This window comes from Psychrobacter sp. P2G3 (assembly GCF_001593285.1).
Taxonomy (GTDB): Bacteria; Pseudomonadota; Gammaproteobacteria; order Pseudomonadales; family Moraxellaceae; genus Psychrobacter.
This window is the reverse complement of record NZ_CP012529.1, coordinates 2,243,274-2,258,870: the sequence shown is the minus strand read 5'-3', so window position 1 is coordinate 2,258,870 and position 15,597 is coordinate 2,243,274. Positions and strand designations below refer to the sequence as shown.

12 protein-coding genes are annotated in these 15,597 nt (G+C 42.5%); 4 read left to right on the top strand and 8 right to left on the bottom strand.

From position 1 onward, the window contains the following. Positions 1–41 precede the first annotated feature (41 nt). The 3 genes from dusA to AK823_RS09090 form a co-directional block, all read right to left on the bottom strand. Entirely contained in the window at positions 42–1,013 is a 972-nt protein-coding gene (dusA, locus tag AK823_RS09100) for a tRNA dihydrouridine(20/20a) synthase DusA (RefSeq protein WP_068328409.1), read from the bottom strand. A 132-nt stretch (positions 1,014–1,145) separates the two neighbouring features. After that, the gene (locus AK823_RS09095) at positions 1,146–2,420 is read right to left on the bottom strand and encodes an MFS transporter (protein ID WP_228138943.1); all 1,275 of its coding nucleotides are present in this window, start codon (positions 2,418–2,420) and stop codon (positions 1,146–1,148) included. Between the two features lie 231 nt (positions 2,421–2,651). Continuing rightward, positions 2,652–4,295, bottom strand: a complete 1,644-nt coding sequence (locus AK823_RS09090) for a phospholipase D family protein (protein WP_068328397.1) — start codon at positions 4,293–4,295, stop codon at positions 2,652–2,654. A 476-nt stretch (positions 4,296–4,771) separates the two neighbouring features. Here AK823_RS09090 and AK823_RS09085 point away from each other — a divergent pair, with 476 nt between their 5' ends. From AK823_RS09085 to AK823_RS09070, 4 genes are all read left to right on the top strand, one after another. Further along, a complete protein-coding gene (locus tag AK823_RS09085) occupies positions 4,772–6,055 on the top strand; it encodes an O-succinylhomoserine sulfhydrylase (protein ID WP_068328389.1) in 1,284 nt (427 codons plus the stop codon). Between the two features lie 92 nt (positions 6,056–6,147). After that, positions 6,148–6,477 (top strand): YbaB/EbfC family nucleoid-associated protein, encoded by a 330-nt coding sequence (locus tag AK823_RS09080; RefSeq protein WP_068036555.1) that lies wholly within the window; start codon positions 6,148–6,150, stop codon positions 6,475–6,477. Positions 6,478–6,584: 107 nt separating this feature from the next. Next, on the top strand, positions 6,585–7,178 hold the full coding sequence (gene recR / locus AK823_RS09075) for a recombination mediator RecR (protein ID WP_068036554.1): 594 nt from the start codon (positions 6,585–6,587) through the stop codon (positions 7,176–7,178). 230 nt (positions 7,179–7,408) lie between these two features. After that, positions 7,409–8,740: an HRDC domain-containing protein gene (locus AK823_RS09070; protein WP_068328382.1), complete on the top strand. Its 1,332-nt coding sequence runs from the start codon at positions 7,409–7,411 to the stop codon at positions 8,738–8,740. Here the strand turns inward: AK823_RS09070 and AK823_RS09065 are convergent. The 5 genes from AK823_RS09065 to gcvT all read right to left on the bottom strand — a co-directional run bounded on the left by AK823_RS09065 (position 8,730) and on the right by gcvT (position 15,462). Next, positions 8,730–9,404: an alpha/beta fold hydrolase gene (locus tag AK823_RS09065; RefSeq protein WP_068328368.1), complete on the bottom strand. Its 675-nt coding sequence runs from the start codon at positions 9,402–9,404 to the stop codon at positions 8,730–8,732. The two genes, AK823_RS09070 and AK823_RS09065, sit on opposite strands and share 11 nt — an antisense overlap. Before the next feature lie 293 nt (positions 9,405–9,697). After that, complete coding sequence (gene gcvP, locus AK823_RS09060) at positions 9,698–12,598, bottom strand: aminomethyl-transferring glycine dehydrogenase (RefSeq protein ID WP_068328361.1); 2,901 nt, start codon at positions 12,596–12,598, stop codon at positions 9,698–9,700. A 129-nt stretch (positions 12,599–12,727) separates the two neighbouring features. Further along, positions 12,728–13,540, bottom strand: a complete 813-nt coding sequence (locus AK823_RS09055; protein WP_082785688.1) for a nitroreductase family protein — start codon at positions 13,538–13,540, stop codon at positions 12,728–12,730. 205 nt (positions 13,541–13,745) lie between these two features. Then, a complete protein-coding gene (gene gcvH, locus AK823_RS09050; RefSeq protein WP_068036548.1) occupies positions 13,746–14,126 on the bottom strand; it encodes a glycine cleavage system protein GcvH in 381 nt (126 codons plus the stop codon). 160 nt (positions 14,127–14,286) lie between these two features. Further along, positions 14,287–15,462 (bottom strand): glycine cleavage system aminomethyltransferase GcvT, encoded by a 1,176-nt coding sequence (gcvT, locus tag AK823_RS09045; RefSeq protein ID WP_068328359.1) that lies wholly within the window; start codon positions 15,460–15,462, stop codon positions 14,287–14,289. Positions 15,463–15,597: the final 135 nt, after the last annotated feature.

The following is a 15,597-nucleotide window of genomic DNA, read 5'->3' as shown; positions in this document are numbered from 1 at the left end:
GCCAAAATAAGCTTAATCAAAACAGTCTTACCCAAGACAAACTACGCATCAGGGTTTAACTGTAGAACCTCCGATGCTGCCTGCTTGATGTCTTCAATCGTTAAATAAGGCTTACCACTTAACGCTTGTCGCCACTTGCGTGCGCCAGTCATTCCTTGGAACAGTCCTAAATAGTGTCGCGCCATCGTAGAGAGTGCTTCACCTTTTGCGACCTGTTCATCCAGATATGGATACAGCTGCGCTAAAATATCTGAGCGCTTGGGTACAGGTTGCCCCCATAAGCCATTGGCTTCTGCTAATAGATAAGGGTTGTGATAAAAGGCTCGTCCGATCATAACGCCATCAATGTGCTGCAAGTGCGCTGCAATATCGGCTATTGTATCGATACCGCCGTTAATTTCGATCTCAAGCTCTGGAAAATCTTGCTTGAGACGATAGACATCATCATAACGTAGCGGCGGTATCTCACGGTTCTGCTTAGGACTAAGACCTTGTAGCCATGCGGTACGTGCATGAACGATAAAGCGCGTGCAACCAGCAGCGGCCACAGTTTGTACAAAATCTGCCATGAACTCATAACTGTCAAAATCATCAATACCAATGCGATGCTTAACCGTCACTGGAATATCGACAGCAGCCTGCATGTGCTTCACTAAATCAGCGACCGTATGGGGTTCTGCCATTAGGCAAGCGCCAATCTTATTATGCTGTACGCGGTCAGAGGGGCAGCCAACATTGATATTGACCTCGTCGTAACCATGCTGCTGGGCAAATTCAGCACACTGAGTCATTTCGGTAGTGTCTGCACCACCTAGCTGCAATACAACAGGATGCTCAAGTGCATCAAAGCGTAAATGCCGCGCACGGTTGCCATGGATTAACGCACCGGTACTGATCATCTCGGTGTATAAATAAACTTGCGGATTAAAGAGCCGCGCAAAGTAACGATAATCTGTCGTTGTCCAGTCAATCATCGGTGCGACTGAGAGTCGTTTATTGGTCATATCAACCATGGTTGTTAAGCCTTAATATTTTATTTTTTAAATATTTATATTGGATGCAATGGGTTAAAAAGATTATTACGCTCAACTTTTAAACGAAGAAGTTATAAAAATGAATAATAGGTAAGTTGAATAATACCGATGCTAAATAAGCTGATTGATTTTTTTATATTCGGGCAAATTATAAAAATAAACCCCCATAATAATTCCAATACAGCCGATAAAAGCGATGTACAGTGCTGGTGAAAAACTTACAAACGTAGTGGCATAGCCAAGCCCAAAAGGTACTGATACGCCTACAATACCATAGGTCACGTTGTAGCAAAACGCCATTCCTGTTAGGCGTACATTGGTCGGAAATAACTGTACGAAAATAGCTGGCACCATTCCAACAATGCCAGCACAAAATCCTAAGAGTGCATACATGATTAAAATATAATCGCCACCAGCCTGCATATGGTAAAAAAAGGCAAACATTTGAGCGATTAGTAAGATAGAACCAGCGACTAAAATTTTACCGAAATTTTGATAGTTAGATAGTATTCCATAAAACACACAACCAAAAATCATAAACACAATACCTAAGCTGTGTGAAAACCCAAACAAATCTTTGTCCAAGCTAAAGCGCAATTCAATCAAGTCTGGGAGCAATAGTACGATTACGGTAGTAATGCTAGAAATAATCAAAGTTAACATCATGCCGATAAATATTGAATGTTTACAATGCTTAAAGAGTAATGTGAATGGTTTGGCAACATAGTTACTAGGCTTTGACTTGTTCATCTCTAAAAAAAACGGTGACTCGTCAATAAAGCGCCATGCCAATAATGGCAAAAAGCTCATGGCCGCTGCAACAAAAAATGGCAAGCGCCAACCATAAGTGGTTAGTTGCTCAGGAGTCATAGAACCAGTCAGCCATACAAAAAAAGCGTTGGAGAGTAGCACACCTATAAAAAAACTGGCGGTCACATAACTACAGCCAACTGATAAATACTGCCGTGGTACATGCTCTGCCACAAAAACCCAAGCTAATGGCACATAAAGACCAAACGCCATGCCTTGTATAAGCCTTAATATTATAAATAAGGCTGGAGCTACTAATCCCCATTGTGAATACGTTGGCAAACATGCCATTGCCAGCAAACTACCTGCGATGATCAGCATACTGATTAATAAAGTCGGCTTACGGCCCTTGATATCACCATATCGACCAAGAATGATGCCACCAAGCGGTCGTGCCAAATAGCCCACGGCAAAAAGCCCAATTCCTCGAAGTTTTAGAACATCAGGATTGGTACTAGCGGGGAAAAAAGCAGAGGACACAATGTCTGCAATATATAAATAGATCAGAAAGTCGAAAAAAGCAATAGCGCTGCAAAAGCAGATAAATAGAACGATATTTTTGTCTTTAGAAGACATTAGTGCATATTGAGAACGAGACGGCATAATAGATCACGCATCCACATATTAAAGTGGTTGTTAAGACGGTCATCATGGAGATAACCGGCCATAATGAAAAGCGGCAAACCAACATAATTAGATGCTGATTTGCCGAAAAAATAAATTAGAACGTTTTAAGCTAAGAGGATTTTGCTTGAAAGCCCACTAACCAATTTAAGGACATCTTTAGAAATTAAACAGTTTTAAATTTTATAATAGCCAGTCGATAGGTAGCCAAGACATGATAGTGAGCCATACGTGGTCAGAGAAACCTACTCGTGGCTCTGAATTATAAACCACCTTTTTACCATCTTCGATGGTATGCCACTGTAATTGATTGTTATCTATTAACTTTACTTCGTAGGCTTGACTCAATAGATCATCACTAAGCGCCTCATGCAACTGACTGGCTAGCTCATCATCATTGATAATTACACCCATTTCAGTATTAATATTGGCTGAACGTGGATCAACATTATAAGAGCCAATGAAGACCTGATGGTCATCTACAGCAAAAGTCTTAGCATGTAAGCTGGTTGATGACTGACTGCGCGCTTTCCATAATTTATTTTCGCGTTTCTCTTCACTAGCAGTCGATTTTAGCTCATATATTTTGACACCAGCACCCAGCAAGTGAGGACGCCATTTACTATAACCAGAATGCACTGCAGTCACGTCAGTAGCATCAAAAGAGTTGGTCAAAATCTTTATATCGATACCTGATTCTGCCAACTGTACTAGAGTATCTACTCCATCCTTAGTTGGGACAAAGTACGATGAAATGATAGTGAGTTTTTTAGACGGACTGCCTAATAAGGTACGTAATTGATGGACCAAGTTGCTGTCAGTAGGGACTGTTTTGGTTAGTTTGCCAACGTCATCACTCAAAAACTGCATGTCTGTCCAACGAAATGGCACGCGTTTATTGACCAAATCAACATCAATAGAGGAGTCTTCAATAGCTGTTTTGTAGATAGCTAAACTACTGCGTGAACTACTCTTTTCATCTTCATCTAACTTATCTAAACCGATTAAAAAATTACTGGTAGTCCCTTTATCTAGAGTGACCAGCGTTTCAATATCGAAGGATATCGGTGCTGACCAGTAGCTCATAAAGCTATTATCAATATCTGCAACCACTTTGCCGATGAGCAGCACATCTAAATCAGCAAATTGACTGTTTTGATCATTACTAAGGTACTCATTGCCAATGTTACGACCGCCAATAACGGTAATCTGCTTATCGAAAGTCATGCTTTTATTATGCATACGCCGGTTGATACGTGGCAGGCCAGTGACAAAGTTCATCGCTTGGAACTTGCGGTGCATTAGGGGGTTGATAATACGTACAGCAATATTTGGATGACTGGCAAAACGAAGTAAATGCTGATCAAATTTTGCATCGTTATTAAAGTCATCGAGCAACAAGCGTACAATAACTCCGCGCTCAGCTGCCTCCCATAAGTCCTTCAATAGTAATTGACCTGCCTGATCGTCATGCCAAATATAGTACTGCACATCAATACTGCGAGTAGCCATATCAGTCAAAATGCTACGTGAGGCAAAAGCGTTCGCACCAGTTACAATCGGATGATAGCCTGATAACTCAGGGTGAATGTCATTTTGTTCACTAATGGCTGCAACCAAGTCGGTATTACTAATGTCAGTATTTCTACTTTTAGAGCTGTCTAGGCTACTGTCTTGTTGGTATAAAGCATTAACGCGCGCTGATAGCGCTTGGCTTTCAGGCAAATGTGGCTGCTTTGGCAAGCTTTGGCATCCACTAAGGCCTAAGGTTAGTCCAAGTGTTAGACTCAGCGTCAAGCTGCTTGGCTCTATACTTAACATCGACATAACTGGTTTACCTTAATGAGCTTAAAAAAGTGAGCTTAAAAATATACTGGAATTTATACAGACTAATGTAGAGTAATAATAGCATTGTTTATGGGCGATATAATAGCAACGTTTAGAACACGAATTAAATCGCTGCTTAGCTTAGCAGGTGTCGCAATATCTGCCTATTAAAAATACGTTATTTTTCTTAGACTGAGATATTGATCGAGTTGAAGCGACAACTTATCTTAAGCTCTATTGCTTGGCAAGATAGTTTTCAAAAATAACCTTTTAGGAATACTCAAAACTAATCATCAATTTTAGCTGTCTTGAAACATATAGGTAGTTAGCAGCGATACCTGAAAGCTACTAACTAAACCTACTAACTGAAATCTAATGTCTGAAATATAGTGGCATGATATGATAAACGCCTTCATCAATCTATAATTAGAAAGATAAGCAGTAATCTTAATACTAACCATAGCAACGGAAAACTTATGAGTCAGTCGCAAGTGCAAGATGAAAGTAATCTAAATAAATTAGATCCAAACTGGCGTAATGATGCCTTAGATTTATGCCTCGATTATGGTATGCAGACCATTGCGGTTCGTGCAGGGCAACACCGTACTGACGAGGGCGAGCACTCCGAACCTATATTTACTACCAGCTCTTATGTCTATACTTCAGCAAGCGATGCCGCCGCGCATTTTGATGGCACCAAGACTGGTAACGTCTATTCACGGCATACCAATCCAAGCGTGCGCACCTTTGAGCGTCGCTTAGCAGCGCTTGAAAATGGCGAGCGCGCTGTCGCTACAGCTTCAGGCATGGGCGCCATTTTGACCATGTGCTTAGCCTACTTAAAGGCAGGCGATCATCTGCTTGCCGCCAATCAACTATTTGGCTCATCTATTGGGTTATTTAATAATTATATGGCTAAGTTTGGCGTTGAGGTCAGCTATGTCGATTGTTTTGACAATGAAGCATGGGCAAATGCCATACAACCAAATACTAAAGTGATTTATTGCGAAAGTCCGAGCAATCCTTTGGCACAGATTTGTGATATCGGTTATTTAAGTCAGCTCTGTAAAGCCAATGATGTGTTACTAGTCGTTGATAATTGTTTCGCTACGCCAGCGCTGCAACGTCCATTAGATTTGGGTGCTGATGTGGTGATTCATTCTGCGACTAAATATTTGGATGGGCAGGGTCGAGTATTGGGTGGTGCGCTGGTCGGTAGTGATAAGCTGATGCAAGAGGCATTTACAGTTGTGCGCTCAGGCGGTATCAGTATGAGTCCGTTTAATGCTTGGGTCTTTACCAAAGGACTTGAAACACTTAAATTGCGTATGCAAGCCCACTGTGCCAATGCTAATCAAGTAGCGGAGTTTTTGGTCAGTCATCCTAATGTGAGTAAAGTGCATTTTTCAGGACTCTCTGATCACCCCTCTCATGAGCTTACCAAGCGTCAGCATCATATGAATGAAGGCTATGGCGCCATTATGGGTTTTGAAGTTGAAGCATTTGCTAATGCGAATAGCCGTGATCCCAAGGCTGCTGCTTGGCATGTCATCGACTCGACTCAAATGGTCTCTATCACCAACAACTTAGGGGATGCCAAGACCACCATTACGCATCCCGCTACCACGACACATTTTCGACTGACACCTGAGGCGCGCGCTGAGGCTGGTGTCAAAGATGGTCTTATCCGTTTGTCGGTAGGTTTAGAAGACGTAGAAGATATTATCAAAGATTTGGCACGTGGTTTAGACAGTTTATAAAGATGACGGTATAATCAACGTTATCGTATCAATTTTATGATTAACAGCTATTCATCATTTATCATTCATTACTATAAAAGAAAGAGGCAATTATGAACATTCAAGCACTTATGCAACAAGCACAAACGATGCAAAAGAAAGTTGAAGCCAATGTTGAGACGGCAAAAAAGGATTTAGCTAATAAAGAAGTCCATGCAGAAGCGGGTAGTGGTCTAGTAAAAGTCACTATGACTGGTCGTCATGTGGTCAAGCGCTTAAGTATTGATCCAAGCTTGCTTGAAGATGAGCCTGATATGATTGAAGACTTAATCGCTGCTGCTATCAATGATGCGGTTCGTCAAGCGGATGAGCTCTATGAAGAAACGATGGCTGGCGCGACTTCAGGCATGGGTCTACCACCAGGTATGCAAGGTTTATTCTAAGCCTTAATTTGCGGTAAATACTGCATATTGAAGACAATAATGGGGTTGTTATCTATAGGATGCGACCCCATTTTTATAGCTACGGTTTATAGATAAAGGAAGCAACTTTGCTTACAGCCAAATTTGATCAGCTGGTTAAACAGCTGCGTATTTTACCGGGTGTCGGTCAAAAGAGCGCTCAGCGCATGGCGTTACATCTGCTCACTAAGAAACGTCCACAAGGTATGGCACTTGCTCAAGCACTTGATGAGGCAATGCGTGATATCGTTGAATGTCAGCGTTGTCATAGCTTTAGTGATGATGCAGTTTGCCCGCTGTGCCAAGATCCAAGACGCGATGATGGGATACTGTGTGTGGTCGAGACCGCTGCTGACGTTATGGCAATTGAGCAGACTGCAGGCTACCGTGGACGCTATTTTGTCTTAGGTGGGCATCTGTCACCGATTGATGGTATCAGCGCTGATGATTTAAATATTGACCAATTGGTGTGGCGCGTCAAGCAAGAACCAGTCGAGGAGCTCATACTGGCAACGGGTACCACCGTTGAAGGTCAGACGACTGCGCACTTTATCAGTGAAGCCGTGAGCCGTCACGTCAATAAAGTCACGCGTTTAGCACAAGGCGTACCCATGGGCGGTGAACTTGAATATCTTGATAGTATGACTCTTGGGCAAGCTATGCAAAACCGCTCCTTTTTATAATAAAAACAAGCCATGTATCTTTTGATTTTGTAAATAACAGCTCTCAGCGTTTAAATTTCTAAACGCTTATTTATCATTTTATACTTGGTGTTGTTATACTGAGCATTTTGAATCAAGTGTTTTGAACTATCCATTCCGAACTAAGCATTCTGATTTGATATAATCGTTTACTTCTACTATTTCTAAGCGCTATTGTTAGTGCTTTCTTTTATTTATGCAGGTATCTGCCCGTGTCTGACCTTAGCTCTTTTGATTTAACTTCTCAAACCCATTCTTCTCAAGATAGTATTTCGCACCCTAACCCAACTGAAGGCGTTAATAATAGCCAGATGCACGCAGTTGCTAATTCAGCAGCAGTGCCTGCCGAGCCAGATATTGATGCGCTGCTAGACATAGCGGATGAAGCGTCTGTCACTTGGGTGCGTAAGCAAGAGCAATTAGACGAAGTCATCAAAGCCTTAAAGGTTTGCGGACGAGTAGCTTTAGATACTGAGTTTATCAAGCGTGATACTTATTATCCGCGTTTGGCACTCGTGCAGCTAAATACGGGCGATCATATTTATTTGTTAGATGCGCCGCAGTTACAATTAGCTGAACTTTGGCAAGCGCTAAGTGAAGTTGATGTTGCAATTTGGCATGCTTGCGGAGAAGATTTAGGTATTTTTTATCTACTATCTGGTTGTCCGCCATTGACCAATATTTTTGATACGCAGATTGCCTTATCTTATTTAACTGGGCAGCTACAAATGGGCTATCAGCAAGCACTTGATGATCAGTTGGATATGCATATTGATAAAGAACAAAGTCAATCTGATTGGTTGCAACGCCCATTATCAGATGAGCAAGAGCAATATGCAATCGATGATGTACGTTTTTTACCAGCGCTATATTTGAGCCTTGAATATGAGTTAAAAAGACAAGGTCTGTTTGAATATGTATGGGCAGATTGCCAGTTGTATGCTTATGAGCTATACCAAACGCAGCATGTAGAAGATGAGGCCATGTACTTAACGATGGCAGATTATCGCTATAATTCGCAACAAATGGCGATATTGCAAGCGGTTGCTACTTGGCGTGAAGCGCTGGCACGTTCGACCAATCAGCCGCGTACTTTTGTGATTAAAAAACAAGCAGTGCGTGAGATTATCACTGAAAAGCCAACCAGTATGCGTGAGCTTGCCCATAAGACAACAATTCACCGTAGTATGTTGCGTCTTTATGGTGAAGAGTTGCTAAAGGTGATTAAAGAAGCAAAAAATCTAGCACCTGCTGAGCATCCAGAATGTCTGCTACCCCCATATCGCTCTAAAAACAAAGTATTGTCAAAAGCGGTTCAACAAGCGGTAGATGCACAAGCAGAAAAAATTGGCGTGCCAGCTAACGTGCTTATGCGCAAAAAATGGCTGGGGCAGCTTTACGAAGTGATTGCCTTTGATAAAGATTTAGCAGAACTACCGCAAGGCTTAAAGGGCTGGCGCAATGATTGGGTAATGCAAACTTTAATTCCTGTCATTAAAAAGCATAAAACAGAATTGCAGCAAGGTATGGGTATCAATGTTTAAATCTTCCATACTGTAGAAAATATTCTGTTTGCGCCGCCACTGACTCATTAACTAACATGCCTGTATGTGAGACGGGCATGACAATATGGTCAGTAGCAGCATCAATTTTAGTCTCCTTTACATATACCGTTCCATCATGCACAAGCTCCTGCTCAAGTTGCGATCGGCCTGCTTTACGCAGCTTGCGATTATGATATTGCAAAAATAGCTGCCCCAAGCCATAGGGCTTATTGCCCGCAATCACGCCCAAAGTAACATGTTCCGGCAATGGCGCAACCGTCCCATCCAATGCATCAACATATGAGCGACCTACGACAACAGGGGTCAATCGCCAAATGTAATCGGCACAAACGCTACCAACATGCGGTGTCCCGAGGGTCACGCAGCGTCCAATCTGCCACTTTGGGTAATGATAAACAAAATCGCGAATAATCAAGCCACCTAAACTATGCCCGACCAAATCTATCGGCAGGTCGGGATGATGGTTATGCTCAAGCCATGTATTGAGACGCTGACTATTGGTTGTGATGCCATCACGCATACTACGGTAGCTGTATTGATGAGTATCAAAACCTGCTGCTTGTAAGCGTTTAGCCAATGGCCGCATAATCCATGCGGTTTGATGTAAGCCATGAATAAGAATGACCCGATTTTTATGTTGCATGATATTGTCCAAAAAAGTGGTTTTATTACAATGAGTTAAGCTAATTTTTATCACATTCAGCTTTTATTATATCGCTAAATAACAGGATTGTTTAGCGATGATGTTATAGTCGATTTAGTTTAAAATTTATACCAGCATAACGCTATTTTGAACGTACTTGTTTTATATTGAACTGACTATAAATATTATATACATAAATAGTAAACAAAATAAAAACCTCCAAATCAGCTACTGACTTGGAGGTTTATTTTTATATAAAACAATGTATTAAGATGGCTTTTTGTTATCGAATACTACATGTAGTTTTCGATACTTGGGCAAGAACACATCAGGTTCTTATCACCATAAGCATCATCAACGCGTGCCACACTTGGCCAGAACTTGTGAGCACGGACATAAGGTAGCGGGAACGCAGCAGTATCACGGCTGTATGGATGCGTCCATTCGCTATCAGTAATCATAGAAGCTGTATGCGGTGCATTGACCAATGGGTTGTCTTCTAGTGTCCAATTATCTTCGCCTGCTTTAGCTTTCATTGCTTCAGCTTTGATAGATTTTAAGGCACTAATAAAGCGATCTAGCTCTTCTTTAGATTCAGACTCTGTTGGTTCAATCATCAACGTACCCGATACTGGGAAGCTCATCGTTGGTGCATGGAAGCCATAATCCATTAAGCGTTTAGCGATATCACTCTCACTGATGCCAGTTTCTTCTTTTAGTGGACGAATATCAATGATACATTCGTGCGCGACTTGACCATTTTTACCAGTATATAAAACAGGGTAGTGGTCTTTAAGCTGAGAGGCAACATAGTTGGCATTTAATAACGCCAGATTGGTTGCTTCAAGCAAGCCATCACGGCCCATCATCGCGATATACATCCACGAGATTGGTAAAATGCTCGCTGAACCATACGGTGCTGCTGATACTGCTGAACAGTCCTTTTGAGCGTTATGGACTGGACTGATGGTATGGTTGGCCATAAATGGTGCCAAATGCGCTTGCATCCCGATAGGACCCATACCAGGACCGCCACCGCCATGTGGAATACAGAATGTCTTGTGCAAGTTCATATGTAGTACATCTGCACCAACGTCAGCAGGCTGCATGATACCAACCTGAGCGTTCATGTTAGCGCCATCCATGTAGACTTGACCACCATGCTTATGAATAAGGTCACAAATCTTACGGATGCCTTCTTCAAACACGCCATGCGTTGATGGGTAGGTAATCATCAAAGCGCCAAGATTTTTGCTGTGCTCTTCACACTTAGCCGTTAAATCGTCGATATCTACGTTACCGTTATCATCAGTTCTGACCACAACGACTTTCATGCCCATCATCATTGCTGTAGCAGGGTTAGTACCGTGCGCTGATTGAGGAATGAGGCAAACATCGCGGTCAGTTTCACCTAGTGACTCATGATAGCGACGGATAGCAAGAAGACCTGCATATTCACCTGATGCGCCAGAGTTTGGCTGCATAGAAACATCATCGAAACCAGTAATAGCTTTTAGCTGCTCTTGTAAGCTATCGATCATATCGATATAGCCGCTTACTTGGTCACGCGGTGCAAAAGGATGCACGTTTGCAAACTCAGGCCATGTGATAGGTAGCATCTCACTAGTAGCGTTTAGCTTCATTGTACAGCTACCGAGTGGAATCATACTGCGGTTCATCGCCAAATCTTTATCTTCAAGCGACTTTAAATAACGTAGCATTTCATGTTCGGTATGATGCGAGTTAAATACTGGATGCGTTAATATATCATCTGTACGTAAGTGCGCCGCATCTAAAGATACACTGGCCGCTTCAGGTAAGTTATGCGACTTGCTAACGAAAAGCTGAGTTAAGACATTAAAGTCTTTTTCATCACTAATTTCACTAAACGATACACCCAGTTTACTATCGCTCAGACGCCACAGGTTATAGCCAACATTGTCTGCATTTTCAAAGATTTGAGTTGCCATCTTTTCTGAACCGCAATCAACCACAACCATGTCAAAGAATTGCTTATGGACGACATTTAATTGGTTGTCGCTACCTGCATTGCTAATAACATCAGCGAAGGCAGTTGCGAACGCATGAATACGAGTAGCAATACGCTTTACACCGCTTGGGCCATGATAGACGGCATACATGCCAGCAAGGTTGGCAAGCAATACTTGTGAGGTACAGATATTTGAGTTGGCTTTTTCGCGGCGAATATGCTGCTCACGAGTTTGTAGCGCCATACGTAGGGCAGTGTTGCCTTGCGAGTCTTTTGAGACCCCAATGATACGACCAGGTGCTGAACGTTTTGCTTTATCAGAGAAAGCAAAATAGGCAGCGTGTGGACCGCCAAAGCCCATAGGAATACCAAAGCGCTGCGTGCTACCTAATGCAAGGTCTGCACCCATATCAGCAGGTGACTTTAATAGCACCAAGCTCATGATATCGCTGACGACTGATGTGTAAGTTTTGTTTTTCTTAACGGCGCTAATAATGTCCGTTAAATCTTTAACATCGCCTTCTTTACCAACATACTGAAATAGTGCACCGAAGTAATCACCAGATTTTGCCAGTTCAAAATCACCAACGATAACTTCCCAACCAAAGTACTTAGCACGGGTATGGATAACGTCTAGCGTTTGTGGGTAGATACGGTCATCAACGAAGAATTGGTTTGATTTGCTTTTGCTCATGCGTTTTGACATTGCCATCGCTTCTGCAGCGGCAGTCGCTTCGTCAAGTAATGAAGCACCAGCAAGCTCAAGTCCAGTCAGATCAATACAAACTTGTTGGAAGTTAAGCAATGCTTCTAGACGACCTTGAGCGATTTCAGCTTGATAAGGCGTGTAAGCAGTATACCAACCTGGATTTTCTAGCACATTACGTTGAATAACGGCTGGCATACGCACAGGCGAGTAACCTTGACCGATATAGCTCTTGTTGACCGTAATGTTATCAGCCATGGCACGTAGTTTGGCAAGGGCTGCATGCTCACTCATCGCAAGCGGCAAGTCTAATTCTTTATGTATGCGTACCGGCTCAGGGACCGTATCATTAATAAAGCTTGCCATGTCGTTATAGCCAATCGCACTCAGCATATCGGCTTGCTTGGTATCGTTAGAACCTAGGTGACGATAAACGAATTCAGTTTCATTAAATAAACCTTTAAAAGTATCAAAGGTAGGTTTTTGAGAATTAGTCATGACAATCCTTAATAGACTGGATAAAAAAGTAATAAGTTAGGATAAAAGGGTAGAGCAAAATTGAGACGATAACTTTAATCGAATAATCACTAAATGAAGGAAAAGCTATCGGCCAAATCAGGCAATCAGTTAAACATAGTGGACAAACTGGTCTTGGTCAAAGCGGAACTGCGAGTTATAAATACCTTTGTCAGAGCGCTCACCTGCACCAATCATCATGACAACATGATGATCATCGCTAAGTCCAAGCAGTTTTTTCATCGCAGGCTCGTCAAATCCGCCCATAGGACAGCTATCGAAACCGTGTGCTCGCAGTGCTAGCATTAAGTTTCCAGCGGCAAGAGCAGTATTGTTGGTTGCCCAGTTTTTGACATCTTCAGAGGTATAATAAGGCGATTTAATCGGACCTTTTACTTGTCTGAATACTTGGGTAGCGCCCCATTTAACTGCGGATACTGTATTCACCGGACCACGTAAAAAGTCTACTGCTACCACCTTGGTGTAGTAGTCTTTGACCTTTTTTGGTACAGGCTTATCAGGGTATTCACGTAAAACTTGCTGGGCATGCTCATGCCAAATATTAGTACGTGCGACCACGGCAATTAAGCGCGCAGATGTTTTCGCGGCGTTTTGATTCATGCAGTTTTTGACAGCACGTTTGCGGCTATCTGCACTATCAATTACATAAAACTCCCACGGCTGCAAGTTGCTAGAGTTTGGCGCTAACATGGCCAGTCGTAGACATTCTGCGAGCACATCGTCAGGAATAGGGGTATCCGTAAAGCGACGTACTGAACGACGCGATTCTACTACTTCGCGAAAGGCTTGCAGTTGCGGCGTATAGCTAGGTGTTGCTAGATTAGCTGTTTTATTTCTGTCCACATTAGTACTATGCGTATCGGCTGCATCGGTATGATTGGCGTTAGAATCTGCTTGACTCATATGAGGCTCCAAAACGTAGCGTTAATATAAAGAACAATAAAAATAGGTAATCGTAGCTTGGTACGAATAAAGTCATACAACGGTCAGTTTATTCGTTGAATTAGGTTGTCTGTATATTACTAAATATAAGCAGATACCAGCTGACGCTAATATCTGCAGTTTTTGGACAGCTAGTATTATTTACTAGCTTCAATACTTTAGAAGCTTACAGCTCGTTTTGGTACTCTTCAGCTGTTAGTAGGGCTTCGTAGTCATCCATGTTGTCAGGCTTCATTCTAAAGAACCAACCTTCACCGTATGGGTCTGAGTTGATGATTTCAGGATCGTCTTCAAGGCTTTCGTTGACTGCAACGACTTCACCTGAGATAGGAGCATAAACGTCAGATGCCGCTTTTACTGATTCTACCACTGAGATTTCATCATCAACGACGATAGTGTCACCAACTTCTGGTAACTCAACGAACACCACGTCACCAAGCAAGTCTTGGGCATGGTCAGTGATACCAACGGTGATAGTACCGTCTTCTTCTAAGCGTAACCATTCATGGCTGGCGATGTATTTTAATTCTGCTGGAACATTGCTCATGGTGTCTCTCCTAAGTGATAGAGGCTGGATAATAAAACATATTAAGAAATCATAAAAGCCAATAATAGGCTGTGGTTAATCGAAGTTATCATTGTGGTCGTTGAAAGTTTCGATTAAACCACAATCAAACAGTATTCGTTAAGCTTAGTCAACATTAAAATCAGTCAAACTGCTGCTTGCCATTGCGTACAAATGGTAACTTAAGGACACGAGCATCTACGAACTTACCTTTACCGCGTAAGTCGATTTGTACTTTATCGTCATCTGATAAGCTGGCTGGAACGCGTGCGATAGCGATAGAGTTTTTGAGGCTAGGGGAGAACGTACCACTGGTAATGATGCCGTTTTGCTCATTATCTGTGCCCTGATTGATAGTCACTTCCATGCCTTCACGTAAAACGCCACGGGTAGTCAGTAGTAGACCAACTTGCTTCATCGCAGTGCTGTCATCTTTTGCTTGCTGACGTTTGCTAACCATGGCTTCACGGCCAACAAAATCGCGCTCGTCTTTTAGTGCCAGTGTCCAACCCATGTTGCACTCATAAGGACTGATATTTTCGTCCATATCATGACCATAGAGGTTCATGCCAGCTTCCATACGTAGGGTGTCACGCGCACCAAGGCCAGCAGGTTTAATGCCATTAGCTTTTAACTGTTCAAAGAATGCGGGCGCATCATCAGCATGCATAATGACTTCGACGCCATCTTCGCCAGTGTAGCCAGTACGAGCGACAAACCAATCTTTACCTTCTATATCAGTAAGGTCAGCACCAACAAAGGGCTTAAGCTCGTCAAGAATATCAGCCCAGCTTGGTTTAGCTTGTGCCAGTTTTGCTACTGCATTTGGCCCTTGAACGGCAAGCATAGCAAGATCTGGACGTTCGGTAATAGCAACCTCAAAAGCTTCAGCAACTTTATCAAAGTGAGCGATGTCCTTATCACGGGTACCAGCATTTGACACGATACGATATTCGGTTTCATCCGCATTCATCAAGTAAACAATAAGATCGTCAATGATGCCGCCTTGCTCATTAAGCATAGGCGAGTATAAGGCTTTACCAACGGTTTTTAGTTTATTGACATCGTTTGCTAGTAGTTTTTGTAGCCATGCCTTGGTTTCAGCGCCTTTGACGTCAGCCACTACCATATGTGAGACGTCAAACATCCCAGCATCAGTACGTACGGCCTCATGCTCTTCGATTTGTGAGCCGTAATGAATTGGCAGCTCCCAGCCAGAAAAATCCACCATTTTGCCATCACTATCGACGTGAGACTGATATAGAGGTGTACGTTGAGGAGCTTGGCTATTATTGTCTTGAGAACTAGTATCGGTCATAACAAATCCTTGTGTGTACGTCATCAGTACTTTGTAAAAAAGTACGAGGTTGATGAGCGTCGTAACAGTAGCGAGAAGCAATATTGCAGGGTGCAAACATTGCCGCAAAGGGTAACACAAAACATAAAGCAGTGA

Coding starts and splice junctions, on each gene's coding strand:
- gcvP (WP_068328361.1), bottom strand. CDS start 12,598: ATGACTAATTCTCAAAAACCTACCTTTGATACTTTTAAAGGTTTATTT.
- AK823_RS09080 (WP_068036555.1), top strand. CDS start 6,148: ATGAACATTCAAGCACTTATGCAACAAGCACAAACGATGCAAAAGAAA.
- AK823_RS09085 (WP_068328389.1), top strand. CDS start 4,772: ATGAGTCAGTCGCAAGTGCAAGATGAAAGTAATCTAAATAAATTAGAT.
- gcvH (WP_068036548.1), bottom strand. CDS start 14,126: ATGAGCAATGTTCCAGCAGAATTAAAATACATCGCCAGCCATGAATGG.
- AK823_RS09065 (WP_068328368.1), bottom strand. CDS start 9,404: ATGCAACATAAAAATCGGGTCATTCTTATTCATGGCTTACATCAAACC.
- dusA (WP_068328409.1), bottom strand. CDS start 1,013: ATGGTTGATATGACCAATAAACGACTCTCAGTCGCACCGATGATTGAC.
- AK823_RS09095 (WP_228138943.1), bottom strand. CDS start 2,420: ATGTCTTCTAAAGACAAAAATATCGTTCTATTTATCTGCTTTTGCAGC.
- AK823_RS09090 (WP_068328397.1), bottom strand. CDS start 4,295: ATGTCGATGTTAAGTATAGAGCCAAGCAGCTTGACGCTGAGTCTAACA.
- AK823_RS09055 (WP_082785688.1), bottom strand. CDS start 13,540: ATGAGTCAAGCAGATTCTAACGCCAATCATACCGATGCAGCCGATACG.
- gcvT (WP_068328359.1), bottom strand. CDS start 15,462: ATGACCGATACTAGTTCTCAAGACAATAATAGCCAAGCTCCTCAACGT.